Genomic DNA, 20,793 nt, shown 5'->3' with positions numbered 1-20,793 from the left:
CAGGGAGACACCATGAAAATCATCCTCTGCCTTCCCGTCATGCTGCTACTCAGCGGCTGCCTGTCCCTCGGCCCCGATGGGCGCGGCACCTTCCAGGCCACGCCCGGCGAAATTCTTTACGGGGCCGACAGCATCATCGAATGCAAATACAACGTCGGCTGTTACAGCGTCCCGCAACCCTGAGGATTGCCATCATGCCGCGATACCCCTACCTCTTTCTCGCCCTGCTCGGTGGCGCCGCCTGCGCGCAAGCTCTCACGCCTACGCAGATGATGGAGCAAAGCGCCGCTGCTGCCGTCCAGCAACAACAAATTCAGCAGCAGCAAATGATGGGACACATCTTCGACAACATCGCCCGCTGCGGCGATGCCTATGGCCATGGCTGCCGGCAACCGCAGCAAGAAGTCGATAACTCGCGCCCCGCCGAATGGACGATGACCGGCCTCGAAGACAGCTATGGCGGCATCGCCATCGCCTATAGAAATGACATCATCCTTGACGATTACTCCAACCCGCTGCCGTTCAGCTGGGAAGCCTACCGCGACTACACCTCCATTATTGATGGTATGGCGATGCACGAAGTCAGCCCTTTCGGATTCTATTCGCCGTTCCGCATATACAGAGCAGGTACCTTCCGCAACCAGCCCGGCAGTGAAGCGGACGTCCGCGCCAAACTGCGCGAAGAGTGCGGGGAAGACGCCTGCATCGTCGCCACCGTGTACCGCAACGTCTGTAACGCCGTTGCCGTCGGCTGGTTACCCGATTACAGCGGCGTACGCATCTACACCGCGCGCCAGGCGCATCACGGCAACACCGCCTACGGCAAGGGCTGGTACGGCCACACCGACCCCGAAGAGAGGCGTACCGCCCACACTATGATTGAGGCCCCCGTCGCGGATGCCCTCAGCCGCTGCCAGAGCGATCCTGCCGTCCTGGCGGCAAGCTGCACCGCGCCGCCCGATCAAGCAAAGGAGTGTGCCCTGCCGAAGAAACTCGGCGAATACCGCTAACCCCACCCCTGACAACAGGCACGTGCCATGAAAACCCTCCTCTGCCTTCCCGCCATGCTGCTCCTCAGCGGCTGCCTGTCCCTCGGCCCCGATGGGCGCGGTACCTTCCAGGCCACGCCCGGCGAAATCCTTTACGGGGCCGACAGCATCGTCGAATGCAAATACAACGTCGGCTGTTACAGCGTCCCGCAACCCTGAGGATTACCATCATGCCGCAATACCCCTACCTCCTCCTCGCCCTGCTCGGTGGCGCCGCCTGCGCGCAAACTCCGGAGCAGCTGATGCAGCAAAGCGCTGCCGCCACCTACCAGCAGCAACAATTCCAGCAGCAACAGCTGATGAACCAGATACAGCACAATATGGTCTACTGCGGCGATGCCAACGGCTATGGCTGCCGGCAACCGCAGCAAGTGGTCGATAACCCGCGTCCTGCCGAATGGACGATGACCGGCCTCGAAGACCGCTACGGCGGCATCGCCATCGCCTATAAAAACGACATCATCCTCGATAATTACGCCAACCCGCTGCCGTTCAGCTGGGAAGCCTACCGCGACCAAACTGGCGATCTTGACGGCATGGCGATGAACGAAGTCAGCCCCATCGGCAGTGGCTCCTACTTGCCGTATGTTGCGTTCAGCGCGGGAACCTTCCGCAACCAGCCCGGCAGCGAAGCGGCCGTTCACGCCAAATTGCGTGAAGAGTGCGGGGAAGACACCTGCACCACCGCCGCCGTGTACCGCAATACCTGCAACGCCTACGCCGCCGGCTGGCTCACCGATTACAGCGGCGTGCGCATCTACACCGCGCGCCAGGCGCATCACGGCAACACCGCCTACGGCAAAGGCTATCACGGCCACATTGACGCCGAAGACTGGGATACCGCCCGCGCCATGGTGGCTGCCCCCATCGCGGATGCCCTCAGCCGCTGCCAGAGCGATCCCGCTGTCCTGGCGGCGAGCTGCTCCGCCCGCTCCGCTAAAGAGCAGGCATATTACTGCGCCCTGCCGGGCAACCTCGGCGAATTCCGCTAACCCAACCCTTAACAACGGACACACACCATGAAACTCACCTACAACGGCCTGCTCAACAAAGCCTACTGGCAAGAACGCGGTTACCAACTGCCGCTCTACGATATCCCGCGCGTGCGCGCCGCCACCCTCACCACGCCGCGCTGGCTGCACCTCGGTGCCGGCAACATCTTCCGCGCCTTCCTGGCCAACCTGCAACAGCGGCTGCTTGACCAGCGCGACGCCGAGACCGGCATCATCGTCGCCGAAGGCTACGACGACGAAATCATCCAGAAAGCCTACCGTCCCTACGATAACCTCAGCATCTACGTCCGCCTCAAAGGCGACCGCAGCCTCGACAAAATCATCCTCGCCAGCGTCACCGAATCGCTGACCATGCAGGACGACCTTGACCGCCTGCGCGACATCGCCGCCACCCCCAGCCTGCAAATCATCAGCCTCACCATCACCGAAAAGGGCTACCACATCAAAGACCGGGACGGCCACTACTACCCGGCCGTCGCAAGCGACCTCGAAAGCGGCACCGCCCGCCCGCAAAGCTACATCGGCAACCTCGTCACCCTGCTCTACACCCGCTGGCAAAAAGGCGCCACCCCGCTGGCGCTGGTCAGCATGGACAACATGTCGCATAACGGCGAAAAACTGCGCGCCACCGTGCTCGAATTTGCGCACGGCTGGCAGCAGACCGGGCACGTCCCGCCCGAATTTGTCGCCTGGCTGGAAAGCAAACACGTCAGCTTCCCCTGGACCATGATCGACAAAATCACCCCGCGCCCCGATGCCAGCGTCGCCGCGCTGCTTGCCGCCGACGGCCTTAAAGACATCGCGCCGCTGGAAACCGCCAAACACAGCTATACCGCGCCCTACGTCAACGCCGAAGAACTCGAATACCTCGTCATCGAAGACGACTTCCCGAATGGCCGGCCCGCACTGGAAAAAGCAGGCGTGCACTTCACCGACCGCGACACCGTCAACAAAGTCGAGACCATGAAAGTCACCACCTGCCTGAACCCCATCCATACCGCGCTCGCCATCTACGGCTGCCTGCTCGGCTACACCAGCATCCACGCCGAAATGCAGGACAAAGAGCTCGTCCGCCTCGCGCGCGCCGTCGGCTACCGCGAAGGCCTGCCCGTTGTGGTCGATCCCGGCATCCTGAACCCGCAACAATTCATCGACGAAGTCGTCAACATCCGCCTGCCCAACCCCTACATCCCCGACACCCCGCAGCGCATCGCCACCGACACCTCGCAAAAACTCGCCATCCGCTTCGGCCACACCATCAAGGCGCACGGCGTAAACGCCACCCACCTCACCGCCATCCCGCTGGTGCTGGCCGGCTGGTGCCGCTACCTGCTCGGCGTGGACGACAACGGCAAGCCCTTCACCTGCAGCCCCGACCCGCGCCTCGCCGAAGCCCAGGGCAAACTCAAAGACGTACACATCGGCAGCACCCACCTCGGCGACGTCCGCGCCCTGCTGAGCGATGCGGACATCTTCGGCATCAACCTCTACGACGTCGGCCTCGGCGAAAAAGTGGAGGGTTACCTGCGCGATATGCTCGCCGGCAACGGCGCCGTGCGCACCACCCTGCAAAAATACCTGCCGGAATAACGACAAACGTAGGGCGGGCTTCAGCCCGCCACTACCACCAAGCGGGATAACCACAGGATTTCCCGCTTGCAGGACTGAAACAATTTGGCAGCAAGAAAGCGTTGGGGGTGAGGATATGCGTCCGCAGAACGAACCCCAAACAGCCTTCAAGCGGGACAAACACTGACATTTCCACCCATATAACCCATCATCGCAATGCCAATACCCTATCGCCAACGTATCCAGGACTGGTGTACACAAAACAACATCACCATCCCGCCCGGCTTCTATCGACATCCGGCAAGCCGCTACGCCGCTATTGATCTTGCATTTGAACCGCCCAAACTCATTGCAACGACCTGGTTCAAACAAGAAGACCTGCTCTACTACCTGACCCACAACGCCGGACGCCACTACCGTATCCTTGACTTCAAAGAACGTTGCGAACTTATCTGGCATGACAGCAGGCCGCATCGCAGTCAATCATTGTGAACCAAGCAGATACCCCCGGCCCTTTCCCTCACCCAACCGGAGACACCCATGAAAAAAACACTCTTTTCCTTCATGCTTGCCGCTGCCCCCGCTGCCTACGCCTTTGACGGCCTCACCTACGACGGCGGCCCCATCGAAACCGGCGCCGGAATGCAGCCACCGCACTGGATACTCGTCTGCGACAACACCGGCACCTGCCGCGCCGCCGGCTACCAGCACAACAACACCGAACACCAAACCTTCCTGCCCGTATCGCTGCTGCTCACCCGCCAGGCCGGGGCGGACGCCAAAGTCGAAGCGCAAGTGCGCCTCCTGCCCGCTGCCGGGCAAGAACGAAATACGGGCGGCATCACCCTGCAACTCACCGACTGGAGCCAAAAAAACGCCAAACCGGTGGACTACGGCCCCGTCCAGACAGACGACAAAGGCATCGCCACCCTCAGCGACAGCCAAACCGCCGCCCTGCTTGCCCACCTGCGCACCCCGGAGCCGAGCATCAAATTCATCGCGGACGACGGCAGCGATAACGCCCCCTACTGGACGCCATACAGCAACCGCGAACACCTTGCCATCCTCGCCAAAATGGACGAATACCAGGGACGCAGCGGCACACCATCGGCACTGCTCAACCCGGGCACAAGCGACAAAGCCGTGCCGCCGCCCGCCCCTGCGCCCGAGATCAGCGCGGCCGCCGTCAAAGAAGACGGCAGCGGCGACACCATTACCCCGGAGAACAAAAAACACGCCGCCCTGCTGAAACTGCTCCAACCCTACGGGCAAGAAAAAAACTGCGCCTTCAGCAGCAGCGCCCCCGACAAGCGCGGACAAAACATCACCCTTTACCCGCTGAACGACAAACAAACCCTGGCCGAAACCATCTGCCAATACGGCGAAGAAAAAGGCTTCTACCTCTTTGCCATCCTCAGCGCCGACCTCAAAAAAGTCGAAAAAACCGTCGGCGGCCCGATCAGCACCGGTTACAACGGCTACGGCGAAATCCTCGGCGCGCGCCAGCTAGACGACAAAGGCTGCGGCATCGACGACCTCTACCTCTGGAACGGCACCGACTTCGTCCTTGCGAGCAAAAACAGCAACGGCCTGTGCGGCAAAGGCTTCCCCAGTGGCGCCTGGAACAGCCTGCCGAACTACACCAGCAACATCCGCGAAGCCAATGAAAAAGCCGCCCACTAACCCGCTAAGCGGCATAACCAGCGCTCCCCATCCCCACTCGGGATGGGGACGCGCGGTGCGCGTGACAGCGACAAAAAACCGCCCCATTCCCCCGTTACTCCTCGCCCTGAGCCTTGCCGCCGCCCCTGCCGCCTTCGCCCAGGCCCCCACGCCTGAGCAGATGATGCAACAGAGCGCTGCCGCCACCTACCAGCAGCAGCAACAACAGCAACAAGCCCTGATGGGACACATCCACAGCAACATCGCCCGCTGCGGCGATGCTCACGGCCACGGCTGCCAACCCCCCGCGCCCGCCGGGGGCGGCGAATACATCCAGTGGCACATGACGGGGCTGCGCGACAACTACGGCGGCCTGGCGGTGATGTACCGCGACGATGCCCTCGTTGACAACGACCACGAACCGATGCCCTTCACCTGGGAAGCCTATCTCAACCAACACGACATCAACGGCAAAAACAAACCCGCCGAGATCGACATGGAAAAAGAGCTTGACCCCATCAACGGCGATTACCTCCCCTACGAAATCCGCACCATCAGTACATTCCGCGACACCCATTACCCCGACGCAGAAAGCGTCGCCGCCGCCCTGCCGAAACACTGCGACGACGACAAAACCTGCGTGCTCGCCGCCGTGTACCGCAACACCTGCAACGCCTACGCTGTCGGCTGGCTCACCGACTACAGTGGCGTGCGCATCTACACCGCCCGCCGCGCCTACGGCAGCCGCGACTACGGTGAAGCGGCCTACCACCACCCGGATCCCGAAGAAAGGAGCACCGCCGAAAAAATGGTCGAAGCGCCGATTGCCGACGCGCTGGCACGCTGCCGCAGCGACCCTGCCGTCAATCCGCGCACCTGCGCCGCCCCGCCTGCCGAGGGATACAACATTGACAAATACAAACAACAGAGCGACCACTGCGCCCTGCCGAAAAAAACCGGCCGCCACTACTGAATCCGTCAACCCAGAGCACAACACCCATGAAAACCATCGCTATCATCGGCGAATGCATGATTGAACTGAATGGCACCCCCTTCGGCACCATGCAGCAAACCTACGGCGGCGATACCCTGAACACCGCCACCTACCTCGCCCGCAACACCGCCCGCGATACCCTGCGTGTGGACTACATTACCGCGCTCGGCACCGACCCGCTCAGCCACGGCATGCGCGTGCGCTGGGAAGCGGACGGCATCGACACCCGTCACGTCCACACCGACCCCGCACACTCGCCCGGCCTCTACCTCATCCAGCTCGATGCCAGCGGTGAACGCACCTTCCTCTACTGGCGCAACAACAGCGCCGCGCGTCACCTCCTGCAACAGCCTGCCTGGCCGCAGACCGCCGCCGCGCTCGCCGGCTACGACCATCTCTACCTGAGCGGCATCAGCCTCGCTATCCTGCCGCCCGCCGACCGCGAACACCTTATCGACATCCTCAACACCAGCCGCGTTCCCATCACCTTTGACGGCAACTATCGCCCGGCGCTGTGGAAAGACCCCGCCGAGACCCGCACCGCCTACGCCCGCCTGCTGCCGCACGTCCAACTGGCGCTGATGACCTGGGACGACGAACAGGCCCTGTGGGGCGACGCCGACCCGGAAGCCGCCATCCGCCGCCTACAACAAGCGGGCGTCCGCGAAATCGTCCTCAAAAACGGCGCAGCGGGGGCGACCTACGCCACGGGCGACACCCGCCACCACATCCCCGCCGAACGCGTCGAACACATCGTGGACACCACCGCCGCCGGCGACGCCTTCAATGCCGGCTACCTCGCCGCGCGCCTGCAAGGCGCCAACCCCGTCACCAGCTGCAAAAACGGCAACCGCCTCGCTGCCCGCGTCATCCAGCACAAAGGCGCCATCATCGCGGCAGAACACAGCCGCCTGAACTAAGCCGTAGGGCGGGCTTCAGCCCGCCGCCCCAATAGCCAACCCGAAAGGAACCCACATGAACATCACCACCCTGACCGAACGCCTGCGCGCCATCAAAATCGTCCCCGTCATCGCACTGGATAACGCTGCCGATGCCGTCCCGCTTGGCGCCGCCCTGCGGGAAAGCGGCATCCCCGTTGCCGAAATCACCTTCCGCTCCCCCGCTGCTGCCGAAGCCATCCGCCGCCTGCGCGATGCCGACCCGGACATCCTTATCGCCGCCGGCACCGTCCTCAACGCTGCCCAGGCCAAAGCCGCCCAACAGGCAGGCGCAGACTTCATCGTCAGCCCCGGCTTCAACCCGAACACCGTCAAAGCCTGCCAGGACATGGACATCCCCATCACCCCCGGCATCAACAACCCGACCGCCATCGAAGCCGCCCTCGAACACGGCATCGACACCGTCAAATACTTCCCGGCAGAAGCGAGCGGCGGCATCCCCATGCTCAAAGCCCTGCTCGCGCCCTACGCCATGCTGAAAATCATGCCGACCGGCGGCATCAACACGAAAAACATCCGCGACTACCTCGCCATCAAAAACGTCATCGCCTGCGGCGGCTCGTGGATGGTGGAAAAAAGCCTGCTACAAGCGCAAAACTGGGCGGAAGTCGAACGCCTCGGTAAAGAAGCAGTGGCACTGGTGCAGGGATAGAACCCAGCCTTCATCCCGCTTGGCGGCTACCGACAATCCCAGTATTTATCCCGCCTGGCGGCTGCCGACAAACCCAGCATTCATCCCGCTCGGCGGCTGCCCACGAACCCAGCATTCATCCCGCTCGGCGGCTGCCCACGAACCCAGCCTTCATCCCGCTTGGCGGCCGCCCACGAACCCAGCGTTTATCCCGCTCGGCGGTTATCCGGCAAACTCGGCATCTTCGTATTCACCGTCAGCGTTGATGCTGACCATGATGACGTGGCCCCAAAAGATGTTGTCGTCGTCAAACCAGGCGGTAAAGGCACCGTCTTCGCTAATGGTGATTTCTTCCAGGCGGATGCGGCGGGCAAATTCAGCTTCGCTGAGGTTGGGGTTACCGTTTTCTGCGTCTTCCTGCCATTCGCGGGCGGTTGTAATGAGTGCGCGCGCGGCGTGAGCAGTGAGGCGGTCGTGCCAATCCTGTGGCGCAGCGTAGAGGCGGTGCAGGGTGGCGATAGCGGCGGCGGTGGGGCGTTCTTGTTCGTCGTCGCTATCAAGCGCGAGGCGGATGGTATGCCCCAGCCATTCGCCTTCACCGTTGTAGGTGTTGAATTTTTTGTTCAACACGAAGGGGGCAAACGGCGCCTCCTGCCAGGTGATGGCTTGCTGATAAGCGCTGCGGATGGTTTCCAGCTCACGATCGGCGGTGTCTGCCGCGAGTATGTCCAGCAGCCGGAAGTAGTGCGGCGCGGTTTTGTGCGGGCAGACACGTAAGCGGTAGAGGGTGAGGTCGCGGAAGCGGGGGCGATCGTCGCTTTTGAGTTCGGCATCGTTTGCCGGCCAGGAGACGCTGCCTTCTTCGTGGTGCAGTTGGTCACCGTCTTTGTAGGCGATGATGTCGCAATTGGCAGACCAGATAAGCGCTTTGCCCGCCCTGCCTGCCCCTTCGCAGTCTTCGCCGCTGAGGATGGTGATTTCCCGGGCTTCGTCATGGTAAAGGGCGGCGAAGGCGGCGCGTTCGTTTTTTTCTTGGGTGTTCATGGTCGTCCCGGCTGGTGTGGTTTGTTAAGACAGAGCCTGTGTTTATCCCGCTTGGCGGCGCGTCGCTCAGAACCAGATGACTTTGCGGCGGTTGCGGGGGGTAAAGGTGCCGCCGACCATTTCGCAGTTGCTTTGTGTCATTTCTTCGCGGTATTCGCGGCCATCCGCGCGGATGCCGCGACAGTCGCCTTTGGAGAGGTTGTGTTTGCCGACGGCGGCGGTGGTGTCGCCACGGGCGCAGGCGGTGAGGGTGAGGGCGGCAGCCAGGCCGAGGGTGAGCAGGGTTTTGTTCATGCGGTTCATGGGGTTTGTGTGGGTGGGTTAGGGTTTGTGAAAGGTTTGGATGGCCGCCCAGAGGATGTCCGGCTGGGCTTTGATGGCTTCGTGGCCGGCGAAGGGGATGTGCAGCAGGTGCGCGGCGGGGTTTTGTTCGCGCAGCGCCGCCCAGCCGGACAAGCTCAACAGGAAATCGTCTTCGCCGCGTACCGCCAGGATGGGTTGTTTGATGGCGGCAACGCGTTCGTTGGGGTAGCCCGTCGCGCTGTTGTCCAGCCACAGGCGGCGCAGGTCGGCGGTCAGGGTGGTGAGGTCGGGCTGCGGGTTTTGCTGTTCGTAGGCGGCGACTTGCGCGGGCATATGTTCGCGGAGGAAATCGGGAGTGAGGTTTTCGTACATGTCGCGCGCGGGTTCGATTTGGCTGCTGTGCCAGTTGGCGCCGATGGTCAGCACGCTTTGTACGCGTTCGTCGCTGAGGGCGAGGTGGTAGGCAGCGGTGCCGCCATCGCTGAAGCCGAGGATGTGGTAGGTGTCGAGGCGGAGGGTGTCGATGAGGTGTTTGGCATCAGCGGCGATTTGCGCGTAGGTGAGGGGGACGCTGCCGCGTGTGGATTGGCCGTGGCCGCGTGTGTCGTTTTCGATGACGCGGTAGTGTGGGTGCAGGCGCGGCAGGAGCGGGGCGAAGTCGTCTGCCGCTGTGCCCAGTCCGCCGTGCAGGAGGAGGAGCGCAGGGGCGTCAGTTTTGCCGTTATCGCGGTAGTGGAGGGCTGCGTCGTGGTAGGTGTGGGTGGTCATGGGTTTTTCTTGGCTGGGTTGGGCTTCGCTCAGGCGCGGGGTGAAGGCAGCAAGGGCGGCAGCGGTGAGCAGGGTACGGCGGCTGGTTTTCATGCGCAGTCAGCGACGCAAGCGGCCCAGCGGGTCGGCGGGGTCGATGCCGTCCATGAATTGCAGGCGTCTGTCCTGGTGGGTGAGTTGGTAAACGAGGCCGAGCCAGTTGGCGAAGAGGGCTTTGGCGGTGTCGCGCCAGGTCACGTCCACTTCTTCGAGTAGCGCTGCTTCGGGGAAGTCGCTGATGGGGGCACCGCTGGCAAGATAGGCGTTGGCGAGGCGGATGCCGGCCGGGGTGAAGTAGTGTTCGGGCAGGTAGGGCGCGCGTCCGCTGTTGCCTTCGCGGTATTGTTGCAGGTCGCGGCGGTATTCTTTGAGCAGGCTGTTGTGGTCGTATTCGGGGTGGCCCTGGAAGTAGATTTGCCGGAAGCCGTCCGGCGAGCTGGCCATCGCCACGCCGCTTTCTTCGCCGGCGACGAGGACAGGCAGGCCGCAGGCGGTGAAGGATTCGGCGCCGACGTCGTTCCAGCGGGAATGCGGCATGTCGAAGCGGGTGTTGATGTTGGTGAGCATGGGGTGGCTGCGGTCCAGGACGCGGTGGCTGTACACGCCGAAGAGTTTGTTGGCGCGGCGCAGGCGCGGGATGCCGTAGAAGTGGCGCAGGGCGAGGTGCGAGGCGAGGCAGGAGCAGAGGACGGAGGTAACGTTTTTGTCCGCCCAGTCGAAGACGCGCTGGACGTGCGGCCAGTAGTCTTCTTGGGCGAGGTCGGCGTGGACGGGGTTGGTGCCGGTGAAGATGATGGCGTCGAGTCCTTCAGCGGCGAGGTCGTCGAAGTTTTCGTAGTGGGCGTCAATGTAGGCCTGGATGTCGGCGCTGCGCGGTACGCCGGGGACGGTGAAGATGTGGACGTAGAACTGGGCGATGCGGTTCGAGTTGCCAATCAGGCGCAGGAATTGGCGCTCGGTGGCTTTGAGCGCGCCGTCGGGCATGATGTTCAGCAGGCCGATGTGCAGTTCGCGGATGTCCTGGCGGTGGGCGCGTTCGACGTCGAGGATTTCTTGGCCTTCGGCGCGCAGGCGGTCCAGGGCGGCAAGGGGGCGGTGGGCGACAAGCGGCATGGTCAGTTCCTTTGTGCGGCGTTGAGCAGGTCGTGGAAGTCGGCGGCGTCGCGCAGTTGCCAGATGTCGCGCGCGTTCAGGATGATGCCGCCGTATTGGACGATGAGCTCGCGGTAGCGTTCGCGGCGGTGCGCCATCATGCGCGGGGTGACGTAGCGGATGAAGTCGTCGGATTCGAAGCGGTCGGGGGTCAGGCCGCCTTTCATCAGGCCGTATTCGCCGATCATTTGTTGCAGGAAGTGCGGGTGGTAGCAGATGGGTTTGGGGTAGGCGATGGCGCGTGCTTCGAGTTCGGCGTAGTGGGCTTCGTCGGTGTCGATGTAGATGTAGCAGGTGTGCGCGGCCAGCGTCTGGAACATGGCGGGATCGTCAATTTCGCAGATGCTGCCGCCGGCGTCGTTAATGAAGGCTTTGTAGCCGTAGAGGCGTTCGGCGCGTTTGATGAAGGCGGGCACGTCCTGCATCGCCGCTTGTTCGGCGGCGCGAAAGAGGTGCTGCCGCTCGATGAAGGTAGCGGCGTCGTAACCGTCGCGCCCCAGTTTGCCGATGTAGGCGGAGAGGATGTGCAGCCGTTCGATGCTGACTTTGCCCTGCACGCTCACGGCGTCGTCGCGCAAGAGGGAGGCGAGGGCCGGTTCGCGGCGGGCGAGTCCGGTCAGCCAGTCGCTGATGGGCTCGTTCAGGTAACGGGTAGCGATGCGGTAGTCGCCGGAGTAGTGAAACCAGCCAGCGGCAGCAAGCATGGTCGCCAGGGTGGTTTTGCCGACGCCTGAGGTGCCCATCAGGGTGATGCGGGATATTGGGGTCATTTCATCATCCGTTTGCACAAAAACGCGCGCTATATTACACCAGCCAGCTAAAATGAATTTTTCCCTACGATAGCGCCGCTTATGAACGTCATCCGCACCCAGATTTATCCTTCTCCCACCGGTGATTTGCTGCTGGGGGACTGGCGCGGCGAGCTTGTCCTCTGCGACTGGCTGTTATCCACGAACGGCTATGCCAGCGACAGCCGTGTGCCGCATCATTTGCAAGCGGTCATGCAGGAAGCGGTCACGGATCTTCTTTGCGAAACGGTGGCACAGTTGAACGCGTATTTCGTTGGCCACCTGCGCACGTTCGACTTGCCGCTGCACGGCGCGGGTACGCCCTTCCAGCAAAGTGTCTGGCTGGCGCTCAGGGAAATTCCATACGGCGTGACGCGCAGTTATCAGGACATCGCCTGTGCCATCGGCAATCCGCGCGGCACACGGGCAGTCGCAGGCGCCATCCGCCACAATCCGCTGTCCGTCATTGTCCCCTGCCACCGCGTCATCGGCAAAAACGGCCAGCTCACCGGCTACAACGGCGGCACTGGCGCTCTTTATATTAAGGAGCGGCTGCTGGCGCTGGAACAACGCGTCGCCGCAAGCGCGGCACCAAAAAACTGACAAAACCGTTATAATCGCCGCCACTCCGCCAACCGTCTGAACCCGCATGAATTCCTTTCCCCGCCTGCTTGGCTTCATCCTGCTGCTAAGTGCCATCTTCATCCCCGCCTGCATGGGAATCTTCCGCTGATGACCCGCGACCACAAAGCCATCGTCAAACAACAATACCTCGGCATCCGGGGCATGGCGCTGTACCTCGTGCAACTGCCGTTGTGGCTGAGCATCCCGATCAACCTGATATTTTTCAAGCCGCTGAATATCATTAGCGCAGGCGTTGCCAGTGCCTTGCTCTGCTACGCCGCTTACCTCACCCAGCGCCATTACCGCTCGCGCCGCGACAACTACGTCAAAACCGGACAAGATCACGCCGACGAAGACAACCGCCTCTACGCCCTTGGCTTCACCGCGCTGGCCGCTGCCGTCCTCGCCTTCACTGCCCGCCCGCAACCGCTCTTTGGCCTGATAAACGCGCTGATTGCCGCCGGCGGTTACTACCTCAGCTACCTCTATAGCGACACCCCGACTGCCGACGTGCGCCCGCCGCGCGACATCCCGTCCGCCCTGAACGACACCCTGCGCGACATGCTCGCAGGGGGCTACGACGCCGTCGAACAACTCGAACACTACGCGCAGCGCCTGCAACTGCTCGCCGAAGAACGCGGCATCGCCGCCCAGCTCGACAAAATCGCCGCCCAGGCGCGAGCCATCATCAAACACATCGGGACAAACGCCGAGCACATCCGCGCCGCACGCAGCTTCCTGATCGTCCACCTTGGCGAACTGCGCCGCATCAGCGAACAATACATCGCCGACATCGGCAACCCCGGCCACAGCGCACAACAAACCCGTTTCCTTACCCTGCTGCACGACAGCGAACAAGCCTTCACCGCGCAACACCTGCAACTGACGAGCCAGCAGCAAATCCAGCTCGACACGCAAATGCAAGTCCTGCGCGAACAACTCAACCCGAGCCAATCCCATGACCAACACTGAACTCACCACGACGACTACGACGACCACGACTGCCCCGGCCCATCTGGACGACGTGCGCGTCAAACAACTCGCGCAAACCCTCAACATCACCGACACCAACAGCATCCTCAGCTTCGGTGCCGCCGCGCAAAAACAGCTGACCGCCGTCGCCGACACCATGCTCACCGACATCAAAAGCGAAGACGCGGGCAAAGCGGGACAACTGCTTTCCAACATGGTTTCGCTGCTGCGCGGCTTCCAGGGCGCGGAACTCAAAATGCAGGAAAAACCCTCGCTTCTTACCCGCCTCTTTAACAAAGCCAAGCCGCTGCAAACCTTCCTGCAAAAATTCGACACCATCAGCGAACAAATTGACCAAATCAGCAACGCCCTCGAAAGCCACAAACAAAAACTGCTGGTGGACATCAAATCGCTGGACAAACTCTACGACGCCAACCTCGACTACTACCGCGAACTCGAATACCACATCGCCGCTGCCGAAGACGTGCTGGCCACAACCGACGCCGAAGTCCTGCCCGCACTTGCCAAAGAAGCTGAAGACGGCGAAATGGAAAGCGCGCAACGCCTGCGCGACCGGCAAATGCAGCGCGACGAACTTGACCGCCGCCTGCACGACCTGCGCCTGACCAAACAAGTCTCGATGCAGGCCCTGCCGAGCATCCGCATGGTGCAGGAAAACAACAAAGGCCTCGTCAACAAAATCAACACCACCCTCGTCAACACCGTGCCGCTGTGGCGGCAACAACTCGCCCAGTCCATCGCCATCTACCGTTCCGGCGAAGCGGCGATTGCCCTCAAACAAAGTAGCGACCTCACCAACGAACTGCTCACCGCCAACGCCGAAAACCTGAAAATTGCCAACCGCGAAAGCCGCACCCAGCTCGAACGCGGCGTCTTCGACATCGCCTCCGTCGAAAAAGCCAACCAAATGCTCATCGAAACCATCGAAGAAAGCATCCAGATTCACGAAACCGGCCGCAAACAACGCCAGGAAGCCGCCGAAAAACTGCTCGCCGCCGAAGAAGCCCTCAAACAAAGCCTGAAATCGGCCGCACAAATCACCCAGGGAACCCCGCATGAAAGGACTGTTTGACACCCTGCTCAACAAAATCCGGCCCATCGTCAGTGCACGGCCACGCATCCTCGCCGCGCACTTCCCGCCGGACAGCCTGCTCTACCATTACAGCCAGTACAACCTGCTCGAAAGCAGCACCCTGCACATTGATGCGGGACAAGTCGCCTACCTCATCATCAACGAACAATACACCCCCGCCTACCGCGAAGGCGAATACCCGCTCGATCCGGACAACATCCCGCAGACCGAAACCGCCGACATCCTCTTCCTCAACATCGTCACCATCGCCAACCGCCTCTGGCAAAGCGCCTACCAGCCCTCGCAGCGCCCGCTGGACCAGCCGCTTTCCGGCACATACAGCGTCAGCATCCATGATGCCGATGCCGTCTGCCGCACCGTCATCGAACACCAGGCCATCAACCTGGATGACGACCTCATCGACCAATGGGTAAGCTACACCATCGATCACACCCTCATCAACGAACACATCAGCGCGGACGACATCGAAAACCAGGCCGAAGCCCTGCAAAACTTCCTCAAAGCCCGCCTGCGCACCCAGCTGAACGCCCAAGGCCTCACCCTGCACGACCTGCGCATCGGCCGCCGTCCGCCCGCTGCCAAAGCCGAGCGCGAACGTCGCGTTGCCTACACAGAAACGCCCGTATTCGCCCCGGCGCGCGAAGCCGCCCCTGCCGCGTCTGCCACCATCGCCATCAACGACGACACCCCGCGCAGCCCGCTGTCCGAAGACAAAATCTACTACCGCGTCCACCACGGCCAGCAAATCGGCCCGCTGAGCGCGCTCGACATCCAGAAACTCATCGACGAAGGCCAAATCCTCGCGCGCGACCTGCTCTGGCAAAAAGGCATGACTGCCTGGCTGCCCGCCCAGGCATTCAGCCACTTCAACTGGAACTGACCCCGCATGGAAAAAACCTATAACAAGGCCGGAAGCCTCGCCCTGTGCATCCTGCTCGCCCTCAACTACCCCACTGTCCACGCGCGGGACGCCACCGCCGGCCTCTACATCTGTACCGGCGCCGACGGCATGAACAACATCACCAGCCGGCCAGACGGCAATAACTGCCGCCCCTACCAAAAAGGCGCCATCGGTGGCGACAGCGCGCCAGCACCCGCTGCGCCCGCAATGCCCGTCGCCCAACCGATTCCGCAACCCGCGCCCAGGCCGCTTGCCGCCCCGCCTGCCAGTGACGACGGCGGTTTCACCTGGGACGATGGCGACGCGCCTGCCACCCCGCAACCCGCCAAAACCCCAACACGGAAAACCCCCGCCGCCAGACCGGCGCCGCAAGCCGCGGCTGCCCCCGTTGCCCCGGTAAGCGAAAACAACGACGACAGCGGCTTTACCTGGGATGACGGCGACACTCCGGCCAAACCTGCCGCCCCGGCCAAAGCGGACAAAAAAGTAGCTGGCAAAAAAGACAAACCCGCTGCCAAACCCGCAGAAACCGCCGATAAAACGCCGCCTGCCGCACCCCAGCCATCGGCACAGCCCACACCACCGGCCAACAACAACCCCCTCTTCCCGCCTGCGCCCGGCTACACCAGCAACCCGCAAGGCAGTGGCAAATACTACCAACACATCGCGCGCGGCACGGGCAAAGCCCCCGCCCAGCCCACGGCCCCCGTCGCCGAACAAGAAGAAAAAACCATCGCCACCGTCACCCCGCAGGGCACGCAAATCTGGATGTGCCCGCAACCTGACGGCACCCCGACCATCGTCGAAACCGCTACCCCGCCGCAAGGCAACTGCCAGCCGCTGGGACGCAAAGGCGGCAGCGGCGACGTGTCCGCCCCCGCCCTGCCCGCACCGAACCGGGGCAAACCGCTGGTCGGTGAAAGCACCCCGCAAGAAGCCCCGGCACAAGACATCTACAAATGCTTCGACAACGAAGGCAAACCCAACTTCGTTCCCGCCAACAAACGCGACAAATACAAAGGCTGCACCTTCTTCTCGCGTTCATACAGCGGCGTCAAACAACAATTCATCGAACGGGCGGGACAAACCCAATCCCTCGAATCCCTCGCCAGCGCCGGCGTCCAGCAAAACAAAAATGGCAAACCCACGGGCGGCCCCGGCCTGCAATGCACCGGTGCCGGTGCTGTCACCTTCAACGGCGAAACCCGCGAATTCAACTGCGCCACCCGCTCCTTCGACTACACCCCGGGTACCAGCGGCGGCGAAGCGCGCCTCGGTAACCGCCAGACCAGTATCGCCGCGCACAACCTCGACTACCTCAACACCCAGGGCAGTTGCGGCGGCACCGTCACCAGCGAGAATGGCCGCGTCTTCCACCTCGAACCCACCAAAGACTGCCCGCAAAGCTACATCATCGAAGCCGAGCGCATCGCCGCGCAAGTGCGCAAAGAACTCAACATCAACGTCAGCGGCGCCTTCCGCGAACGCCAGCGCAACCTCAGCGCGCAAATCAACCAGATTGCGCGCGAAGTCGGCGTCGAACCGCACTTCGTCCACGCCATCATCTCGGCCGAATCCGCTTACAAACCCGGCGCCAAATCCCACGCCGGTGCGATGGGCCTGATGCAGCTCATGCCGGGCACCGCCCGCCGCTTCGGCGTCGCCGAACCCTACAATACCGGACAAAACATCCGGGGTGGTGCGACCTACCTCAAATGGCTGCTCAACGAATTCGGCGGCGACATGCAACTGGCGGCAGCAGGCTACAACGCGGGTGAAGGCAACGTACGCAAATACGGCCGGAAAATCCCGCCCTTCATCGAAACCCGCGCCTACGTGCCGAAAGTCATGGAATACTACCGCCGCTACAAAAACAACCCAAGCGAGATCGGCCTATGACGCGGCATGACTACTCGCCTGCGCGGCTCCCAAACCACGCAGTTGTCCCGCTTGGCCGCCTAAAAACGCCCCCAATTGCCCTCTCCCGTCTGGCGGGCATCCTCCTCGCTTGCGCCCTCATCCAGAGCGCACAGGCCGCCACCTGCGGCACCGTCGTGTACCAGGGCAAAAAAACCAACATCTCCTGCCGCGTCGCCCTGCCCGGCGGCAAAAAACCATCGAAACCCGCGCAACCCGCCGCCGCGCCTGCGACCACCACCGGCAACACGACCGCCCAGCCCGCATTACTCAACAACAGCCCGGCAGCAGCGGCCAAACCCGCCGCTCCCGCCTACGGCACGGGCTACTGCACCCGCACCGGCACCTTCAACGGCAGAAAAATCAAAATCCGCCAACACTGCCCGCTCCTGCCGCTCAGCCCGCTTGCCGCCCCCAACGTGCGCGAACCCAGCGGTGACTTCAAAACCCGCCAGACACAACACAAACAACTCATCAACCAGCTTGCCGCCAAATACCAAATAGACCCCGCGCTCGTCCACGCCGTCATCAGCGTCGAATCCGGCTACCAAAGCAACGCCCGCTCCCACGCCGGCGCCATCGGCATGATGCAGCTCATGCCCGGCACCGCCGGCGAACTTAACGTCGCTGACCCCTACGACCCCGCGCACAACATCGAAGGCGGCATCAAATACCTCAGCCAACAACTCCAACGCTACCAGAACACCGAACTCGCGCTGGCCGCCTACAATGCCGGCCCGCAAAGCATCCTGCGCTACGGCGGGCAAATCCCGCCGTACAACGAAACCCGCGCCTACGTCAAACGCGTCATGCACTACAAAGAACGCTACCAGAACGACTGGCAACAACACATCAAATAAGGCACACCATGCACAAAGTCCTGCTTACCCTCATCCTCAGCCTCGGCAGCCTCACCGGCAGCAACGCCGAAAACATCCTTGACGCCGAAAACGCCATCAAAAACGGGGCTCCGCTTGCAGCTTACCAGCACCTTGCACCGCACCCGCTCTACCCCTACCTGCAAGCACGCGCCTACCGCGACGACCCCGCCACCCCGGTCGAGACCATCATCGCCTTCCTCAAACAATACCCGGCCGACCCCTTCTCCACCCAGCTTGCCAAACAAAAATTCCCGCTGTGGCTCGCCAGCGGCAACAACGACGCCATCATCGCCGCCTACAGCGCCGACTACGCCGATGCCGGCATCGAATGCGACTACCGCCTGGCCCAACTCAACAAAAACCACACCCGCGCCGCCACCCAAAAACTCGACGAACTCTGGGAACAGGACAAAAACCTTGACGCCGAATGCAACACCCTCTTTGACCGCCTCGCCCACGGCGGCCACATCAGCGAAACCCAGACCGCTGCACGCTTCCGCCAGGCGATGGACAAAAACAACCGCCTGATCGCCAGCTACCTCGCCGGCGGCCTGCACGGCAGCGCCGCCCAGGCCGCGCAAACCTGGCTCGACATCGACCAGGGCAACCTGCCGCTGGATGCCGCCTACAACCTTGCCCCCGACTGGCGCAGCGCCCTGCTCGCGCAACAACTCGGCAAACGCCTGAAAAAAGACCCGGGCGCCATCGCCCAGGCTGCAAACGCCGCCGCCTTCGGCTACCTCTCGAACCCCAAAGACGCGGGCAAACTCTACAACCCGCTCCTGCGCAAACTCGCCGACAACGACGACCCGCACACCCTCACCATCTGGAACGCCATCCCTACCGGCGAACACGAAGACAACACCATCTACGACCTCATCGCCTACGACCTGCGCCGCAGCGACTGGCGCGGCCTCGTCTCACACCTCGGCAAACTCGGCCCCGAAGCACAAGACAAAGCCGAAATCCAATACTGGCTCGGCAAAGCCCTCGAAAAAAACGGTGACCGTGCCGGTGCCGACACACACTACCGCCGCGCCGCCACCCAGCGCGACTTCTACGGCTTCCTTGCCGCCGAAAAACTCGGCGAAACCTTCCGCCTGAACGACCGCCCCGTGCGCCGCGACCAGCACTACACCACCATCGTCGGCCGCCCCGCCGCCTACCGCGCCCGCATCTTCCATAACCTCGGCGACGACGCCCGCGCCAGCCAGGAGTGGCAGGCATTCACCAAAAACCTCAGCCCTGCCGAAAACGCCCAGGCCGCCCTCTACGCCAGCGAAATCGGCTGGAACATCCAGGCCATCACCACCCTCGGCAAAGGCAAAAACTGGGACGCCCTCGAACTGCGCTTCCCCGTCGCCTACGAAAACCAGGTACGCCGACTCGCCAGCCGCCACGGCATCAGTCCGGCACAAATACTGGCCATCATCCGCAAAGAAAGCATCTTCCAGCCGGGCATCGCCTCCAAAGCAGGCGCCATCGGCCTCATGCAAGTCATGCCCGCAACCGCCAGCCACACCGCCCAAAAAAACGGCATCCCGTACAGCGGCAAATGGCAGCTGACCGAACCGGACACCAACCTCGAAATCGGCAGCCAGTACCTCGCCGACCGCCTGAACGAATTCGGTCACCTCGCCTACGCGGCGGCAGCCTACAACGCCGGCCCCTCACGCGTGCGCCAATGGCAGGCACAATTCGCCGGCCTGCCGCTGGACGAATGGATCGCGCAAATCCCGTTCAACGAAACCCGCGACTACGTCAAACGCGTCCTCGAATACGAAAAAGTGTACGAATACCGCCTCGGCCTGCCGCACACCTCCTACAACAACGGCGCCGTCCGCCTGTGGTAAAGGAACAGCCATGAACAACAGACAACTCGCCCCCGCCCTCATCCTCTCCCTGCTGCTCACCGCCTGCGGCAGCGACAACCAAACCCCGCCGCGCATCACCCTCGAAAGCGAAACGCCGGACGAGGTGCCCGAATACCGGCATGCGCCCCGCCAGCTCAACCTGCCCATCACCAACCAGTGGGACAACTGGCACTGCAACGAAGGCGACCTCACCGTGCACTACGCCGACAGCAGCAAAGCGCGCCTGCAAGTGCGCTACGCAGGCGGCGAACAAACCCTGGAAGCGCGCCCCGGCAACAACCCCGCCACCTTTGAAAACGGCCAGCTCGCCTTCCACAGCGACGGCAAACAGGCTGTCCTCGCCCGCCCTGCCTCAGCCGACATCCTCATGAGCGGCTGCCGCCCCTGACACATCGCCAGATAAAAAAACCGCTGCCTATGCAGCGGTTTTTTATGCGATAAGTGTCAAGGAATAGTAACGAAGAAAAAGAAGCAGGGAGAACTGAAACCCAGCCTGGCAAGGACCCTGTGTTTACGCCGCTTGGTGAGGCCAGTGTTTA

Annotated in this window: 23 protein-coding genes; 18 read left to right on the top strand and 5 right to left on the bottom strand. The window is 62.5% G+C overall.

Annotated elements, in window-relative coordinates; translation table 11 throughout:
* Positions 1-12 precede the first annotated feature (12 nt).
* The 10 genes from DY250_RS13880 to DY250_RS02750 all read left to right on the top strand — a co-directional run bounded on the left by DY250_RS13880 (position 13) and on the right by DY250_RS02750 (position 7,898).
* On the top strand, positions 13-183 hold the full coding sequence (locus tag DY250_RS13880; RefSeq protein WP_172542169.1) for a hypothetical protein: 171 nt from the start codon (positions 13-15) through the stop codon (positions 181-183).
* Positions 184-194: 11 nt separating this feature from the next.
* Complete coding sequence (locus tag DY250_RS02785; RefSeq protein WP_115610820.1) at positions 195-1,010, top strand: hypothetical protein; 816 nt, start codon at positions 195-197, stop codon at positions 1,008-1,010.
* A 27-nt stretch (positions 1,011-1,037) separates the two neighbouring features.
* A complete protein-coding gene (locus tag DY250_RS13875; protein ID WP_006986077.1) occupies positions 1,038-1,208 on the top strand; it encodes a hypothetical protein in 171 nt (56 codons plus the stop codon).
* 11 nt (positions 1,209-1,219) lie between these two features.
* On the top strand, positions 1,220-2,041 hold the full coding sequence (locus tag DY250_RS02780) for a hypothetical protein (protein WP_115610819.1): 822 nt from the start codon (positions 1,220-1,222) through the stop codon (positions 2,039-2,041).
* Positions 2,042-2,068: 27 nt separating this feature from the next.
* Positions 2,069-3,652, top strand: a complete 1,584-nt coding sequence (locus tag DY250_RS02775) for a mannitol dehydrogenase family protein (protein WP_115610818.1) — start codon at positions 2,069-2,071, stop codon at positions 3,650-3,652.
* Between the two features lie 195 nt (positions 3,653-3,847).
* Positions 3,848-4,123: a hypothetical protein gene (locus DY250_RS02770; RefSeq protein ID WP_006986073.1), complete on the top strand. Its 276-nt coding sequence runs from the start codon at positions 3,848-3,850 to the stop codon at positions 4,121-4,123.
* A gap of 48 nt (positions 4,124-4,171) precedes the next feature.
* Positions 4,172-5,314 carry a DUF1176 domain-containing protein gene (locus tag DY250_RS02765; RefSeq protein ID WP_115610817.1) on the top strand — a complete coding sequence of 381 codons (1,143 nt, stop codon included), beginning with the start codon at positions 4,172-4,174 and terminating at the stop codon, positions 5,312-5,314.
* A gap of 61 nt (positions 5,315-5,375) precedes the next feature.
* The gene (locus DY250_RS02760; RefSeq protein ID WP_147293439.1) at positions 5,376-6,266 is read left to right on the top strand and encodes a hypothetical protein; all 891 of its coding nucleotides are present in this window, start codon (positions 5,376-5,378) and stop codon (positions 6,264-6,266) included.
* 26 nt (positions 6,267-6,292) lie between these two features.
* Positions 6,293-7,207 (top strand): sugar kinase, encoded by a 915-nt coding sequence (locus tag DY250_RS02755; RefSeq protein WP_115610815.1) that lies wholly within the window; start codon positions 6,293-6,295, stop codon positions 7,205-7,207.
* A gap of 55 nt (positions 7,208-7,262) precedes the next feature.
* Positions 7,263-7,898 (top strand): bifunctional 4-hydroxy-2-oxoglutarate aldolase/2-dehydro-3-deoxy-phosphogluconate aldolase, encoded by a 636-nt coding sequence (locus DY250_RS02750; RefSeq protein ID WP_115610814.1) that lies wholly within the window; start codon positions 7,263-7,265, stop codon positions 7,896-7,898.
* Between the two features lie 201 nt (positions 7,899-8,099).
* On the opposite strand, the gene DY250_RS02745 is transcribed toward DY250_RS02750, so the two are convergent.
* The 5 genes from DY250_RS02745 to DY250_RS02725 form a co-directional block, all read right to left on the bottom strand.
* Positions 8,100-8,921, bottom strand: coding sequence for a DUF2262 domain-containing protein (locus DY250_RS02745; protein ID WP_115610813.1), 822 nt, complete (start codon positions 8,919-8,921; stop codon positions 8,100-8,102).
* 66 nt (positions 8,922-8,987) lie between these two features.
* The gene (locus tag DY250_RS02740; RefSeq protein ID WP_115610812.1) at positions 8,988-9,224 is read right to left on the bottom strand and encodes a hypothetical protein; all 237 of its coding nucleotides are present in this window, start codon (positions 9,222-9,224) and stop codon (positions 8,988-8,990) included.
* 18 nt (positions 9,225-9,242) lie between these two features.
* Positions 9,243-10,085: an alpha/beta fold hydrolase gene (locus tag DY250_RS02735; protein ID WP_115610811.1), complete on the bottom strand. Its 843-nt coding sequence runs from the start codon at positions 10,083-10,085 to the stop codon at positions 9,243-9,245.
* 6 nt (positions 10,086-10,091) lie between these two features.
* Positions 10,092-11,144, bottom strand: a complete 1,053-nt coding sequence (gene metA / locus DY250_RS02730) for a homoserine O-succinyltransferase MetA (protein WP_115610810.1) — start codon at positions 11,142-11,144, stop codon at positions 10,092-10,094.
* A gap of 2 nt (positions 11,145-11,146) precedes the next feature.
* Positions 11,147-11,953 carry a hypothetical protein gene (locus DY250_RS02725; protein WP_115610809.1) on the bottom strand — a complete coding sequence of 269 codons (807 nt, stop codon included), beginning with the start codon at positions 11,951-11,953 and terminating at the stop codon, positions 11,147-11,149.
* Between the two features lie 81 nt (positions 11,954-12,034).
* On the opposite strand from DY250_RS02725, the gene DY250_RS02720 reads away from it, so the two are divergent.
* From DY250_RS02720 to DY250_RS02685, 8 genes are all read left to right on the top strand, one after another.
* Positions 12,035-12,574, top strand: a complete 540-nt coding sequence (locus DY250_RS02720) for a methylated-DNA--[protein]-cysteine S-methyltransferase (protein ID WP_115610808.1) — start codon at positions 12,035-12,037, stop codon at positions 12,572-12,574.
* A gap of 129 nt (positions 12,575-12,703) precedes the next feature.
* Positions 12,704-13,567, top strand: coding sequence for a 5-bromo-4-chloroindolyl phosphate hydrolysis family protein (locus DY250_RS02715; RefSeq protein WP_115610807.1), 864 nt, complete (start codon positions 12,704-12,706; stop codon positions 13,565-13,567).
* Positions 13,554-14,660, top strand: coding sequence for a toxic anion resistance protein (locus DY250_RS02710; RefSeq protein ID WP_115610806.1), 1,107 nt, complete (start codon positions 13,554-13,556; stop codon positions 14,658-14,660). Before DY250_RS02715 ends, DY250_RS02710 begins: the two co-directional genes overlap by 14 nt.
* On the top strand, positions 14,644-15,561 hold the full coding sequence (locus DY250_RS02705) for an SPFH domain-containing protein (protein ID WP_115610805.1): 918 nt from the start codon (positions 14,644-14,646) through the stop codon (positions 15,559-15,561). The genes DY250_RS02710 and DY250_RS02705 overlap by 17 nt, the downstream gene beginning before the upstream one ends.
* Before the next feature lie 6 nt (positions 15,562-15,567).
* Positions 15,568-17,481, top strand: a complete 1,914-nt coding sequence (locus DY250_RS15025) for a lytic transglycosylase domain-containing protein (protein WP_115610804.1) — start codon at positions 15,568-15,570, stop codon at positions 17,479-17,481.
* The gene (locus DY250_RS02695; protein ID WP_115610803.1) at positions 17,478-18,359 is read left to right on the top strand and encodes a lytic transglycosylase domain-containing protein; all 882 of its coding nucleotides are present in this window, start codon (positions 17,478-17,480) and stop codon (positions 18,357-18,359) included. Before DY250_RS15025 ends, DY250_RS02695 begins: the two co-directional genes overlap by 4 nt.
* An 8-nt stretch (positions 18,360-18,367) precedes the next feature.
* Positions 18,368-20,233 carry a transglycosylase SLT domain-containing protein gene (locus tag DY250_RS02690; protein ID WP_115610802.1) on the top strand — a complete coding sequence of 622 codons (1,866 nt, stop codon included), beginning with the start codon at positions 18,368-18,370 and terminating at the stop codon, positions 20,231-20,233.
* A gap of 10 nt (positions 20,234-20,243) precedes the next feature.
* Positions 20,244-20,642, top strand: a complete 399-nt coding sequence (locus DY250_RS02685; RefSeq protein ID WP_115610801.1) for an MliC family protein — start codon at positions 20,244-20,246, stop codon at positions 20,640-20,642.
* Positions 20,643-20,793 lie beyond the last annotated feature (151 nt).

Source organism: Cardiobacterium valvarum (assembly GCF_900460955.1).
Classification (GTDB): Bacteria; Pseudomonadota; Gammaproteobacteria; order Cardiobacteriales; family Cardiobacteriaceae; genus Cardiobacterium; species Cardiobacterium valvarum.
This window is presented reverse-complemented; position numbering and strand designations above follow the sequence as displayed.

Bases quoted from the DNA above. Each gene is read 5' to 3' on its own strand.
- DY250_RS02705 (WP_115610805.1), top strand. From the start codon at position 14,644: ATGAAAGGACTGTTTGACACCCTGCTCAACAAAATCCGGCCCATCGTC.
- DY250_RS02765 (WP_115610817.1), top strand. From the start codon at position 4,172: ATGAAAAAAACACTCTTTTCCTTCATGCTTGCCGCTGCCCCCGCTGCC.
- DY250_RS13875 (WP_006986077.1), top strand. From the start codon at position 1,038: ATGAAAACCCTCCTCTGCCTTCCCGCCATGCTGCTCCTCAGCGGCTGC.
- DY250_RS02780 (WP_115610819.1), top strand. From the start codon at position 1,220: ATGCCGCAATACCCCTACCTCCTCCTCGCCCTGCTCGGTGGCGCCGCC.
- metA (WP_115610810.1), bottom strand. From the start codon at position 11,144: ATGCCGCTTGTCGCCCACCGCCCCCTTGCCGCCCTGGACCGCCTGCGC.
- DY250_RS02690 (WP_115610802.1), top strand. From the start codon at position 18,368: ATGCACAAAGTCCTGCTTACCCTCATCCTCAGCCTCGGCAGCCTCACC.
- DY250_RS02695 (WP_115610803.1), top strand. From the start codon at position 17,478: ATGACGCGGCATGACTACTCGCCTGCGCGGCTCCCAAACCACGCAGTT.
- DY250_RS15025 (WP_115610804.1), top strand. From the start codon at position 15,568: ATGGAAAAAACCTATAACAAGGCCGGAAGCCTCGCCCTGTGCATCCTG.
- DY250_RS02755 (WP_115610815.1), top strand. From the start codon at position 6,293: ATGAAAACCATCGCTATCATCGGCGAATGCATGATTGAACTGAATGGC.
- DY250_RS13880 (WP_172542169.1), top strand. From the start codon at position 13: ATGAAAATCATCCTCTGCCTTCCCGTCATGCTGCTACTCAGCGGCTGC.
- DY250_RS02735 (WP_115610811.1), bottom strand. From the start codon at position 10,085: ATGAAAACCAGCCGCCGTACCCTGCTCACCGCTGCCGCCCTTGCTGCC.
- DY250_RS02725 (WP_115610809.1), bottom strand. From the start codon at position 11,953: ATGACCCCAATATCCCGCATCACCCTGATGGGCACCTCAGGCGTCGGC.
- DY250_RS02685 (WP_115610801.1), top strand. From the start codon at position 20,244: ATGAACAACAGACAACTCGCCCCCGCCCTCATCCTCTCCCTGCTGCTC.
- DY250_RS02715 (WP_115610807.1), top strand. From the start codon at position 12,704: ATGACCCGCGACCACAAAGCCATCGTCAAACAACAATACCTCGGCATC.
- DY250_RS02720 (WP_115610808.1), top strand. From the start codon at position 12,035: ATGAACGTCATCCGCACCCAGATTTATCCTTCTCCCACCGGTGATTTG.
- DY250_RS02775 (WP_115610818.1), top strand. From the start codon at position 2,069: ATGAAACTCACCTACAACGGCCTGCTCAACAAAGCCTACTGGCAAGAA.
- DY250_RS02745 (WP_115610813.1), bottom strand. From the start codon at position 8,921: ATGAACACCCAAGAAAAAAACGAACGCGCCGCCTTCGCCGCCCTTTAC.
- DY250_RS02770 (WP_006986073.1), top strand. From the start codon at position 3,848: ATGCCAATACCCTATCGCCAACGTATCCAGGACTGGTGTACACAAAAC.
- DY250_RS02750 (WP_115610814.1), top strand. From the start codon at position 7,263: ATGAACATCACCACCCTGACCGAACGCCTGCGCGCCATCAAAATCGTC.
- DY250_RS02785 (WP_115610820.1), top strand. From the start codon at position 195: ATGCCGCGATACCCCTACCTCTTTCTCGCCCTGCTCGGTGGCGCCGCC.
- DY250_RS02740 (WP_115610812.1), bottom strand. From the start codon at position 9,224: ATGAACCGCATGAACAAAACCCTGCTCACCCTCGGCCTGGCTGCCGCC.
- DY250_RS02710 (WP_115610806.1), top strand. From the start codon at position 13,554: ATGACCAACACTGAACTCACCACGACGACTACGACGACCACGACTGCC.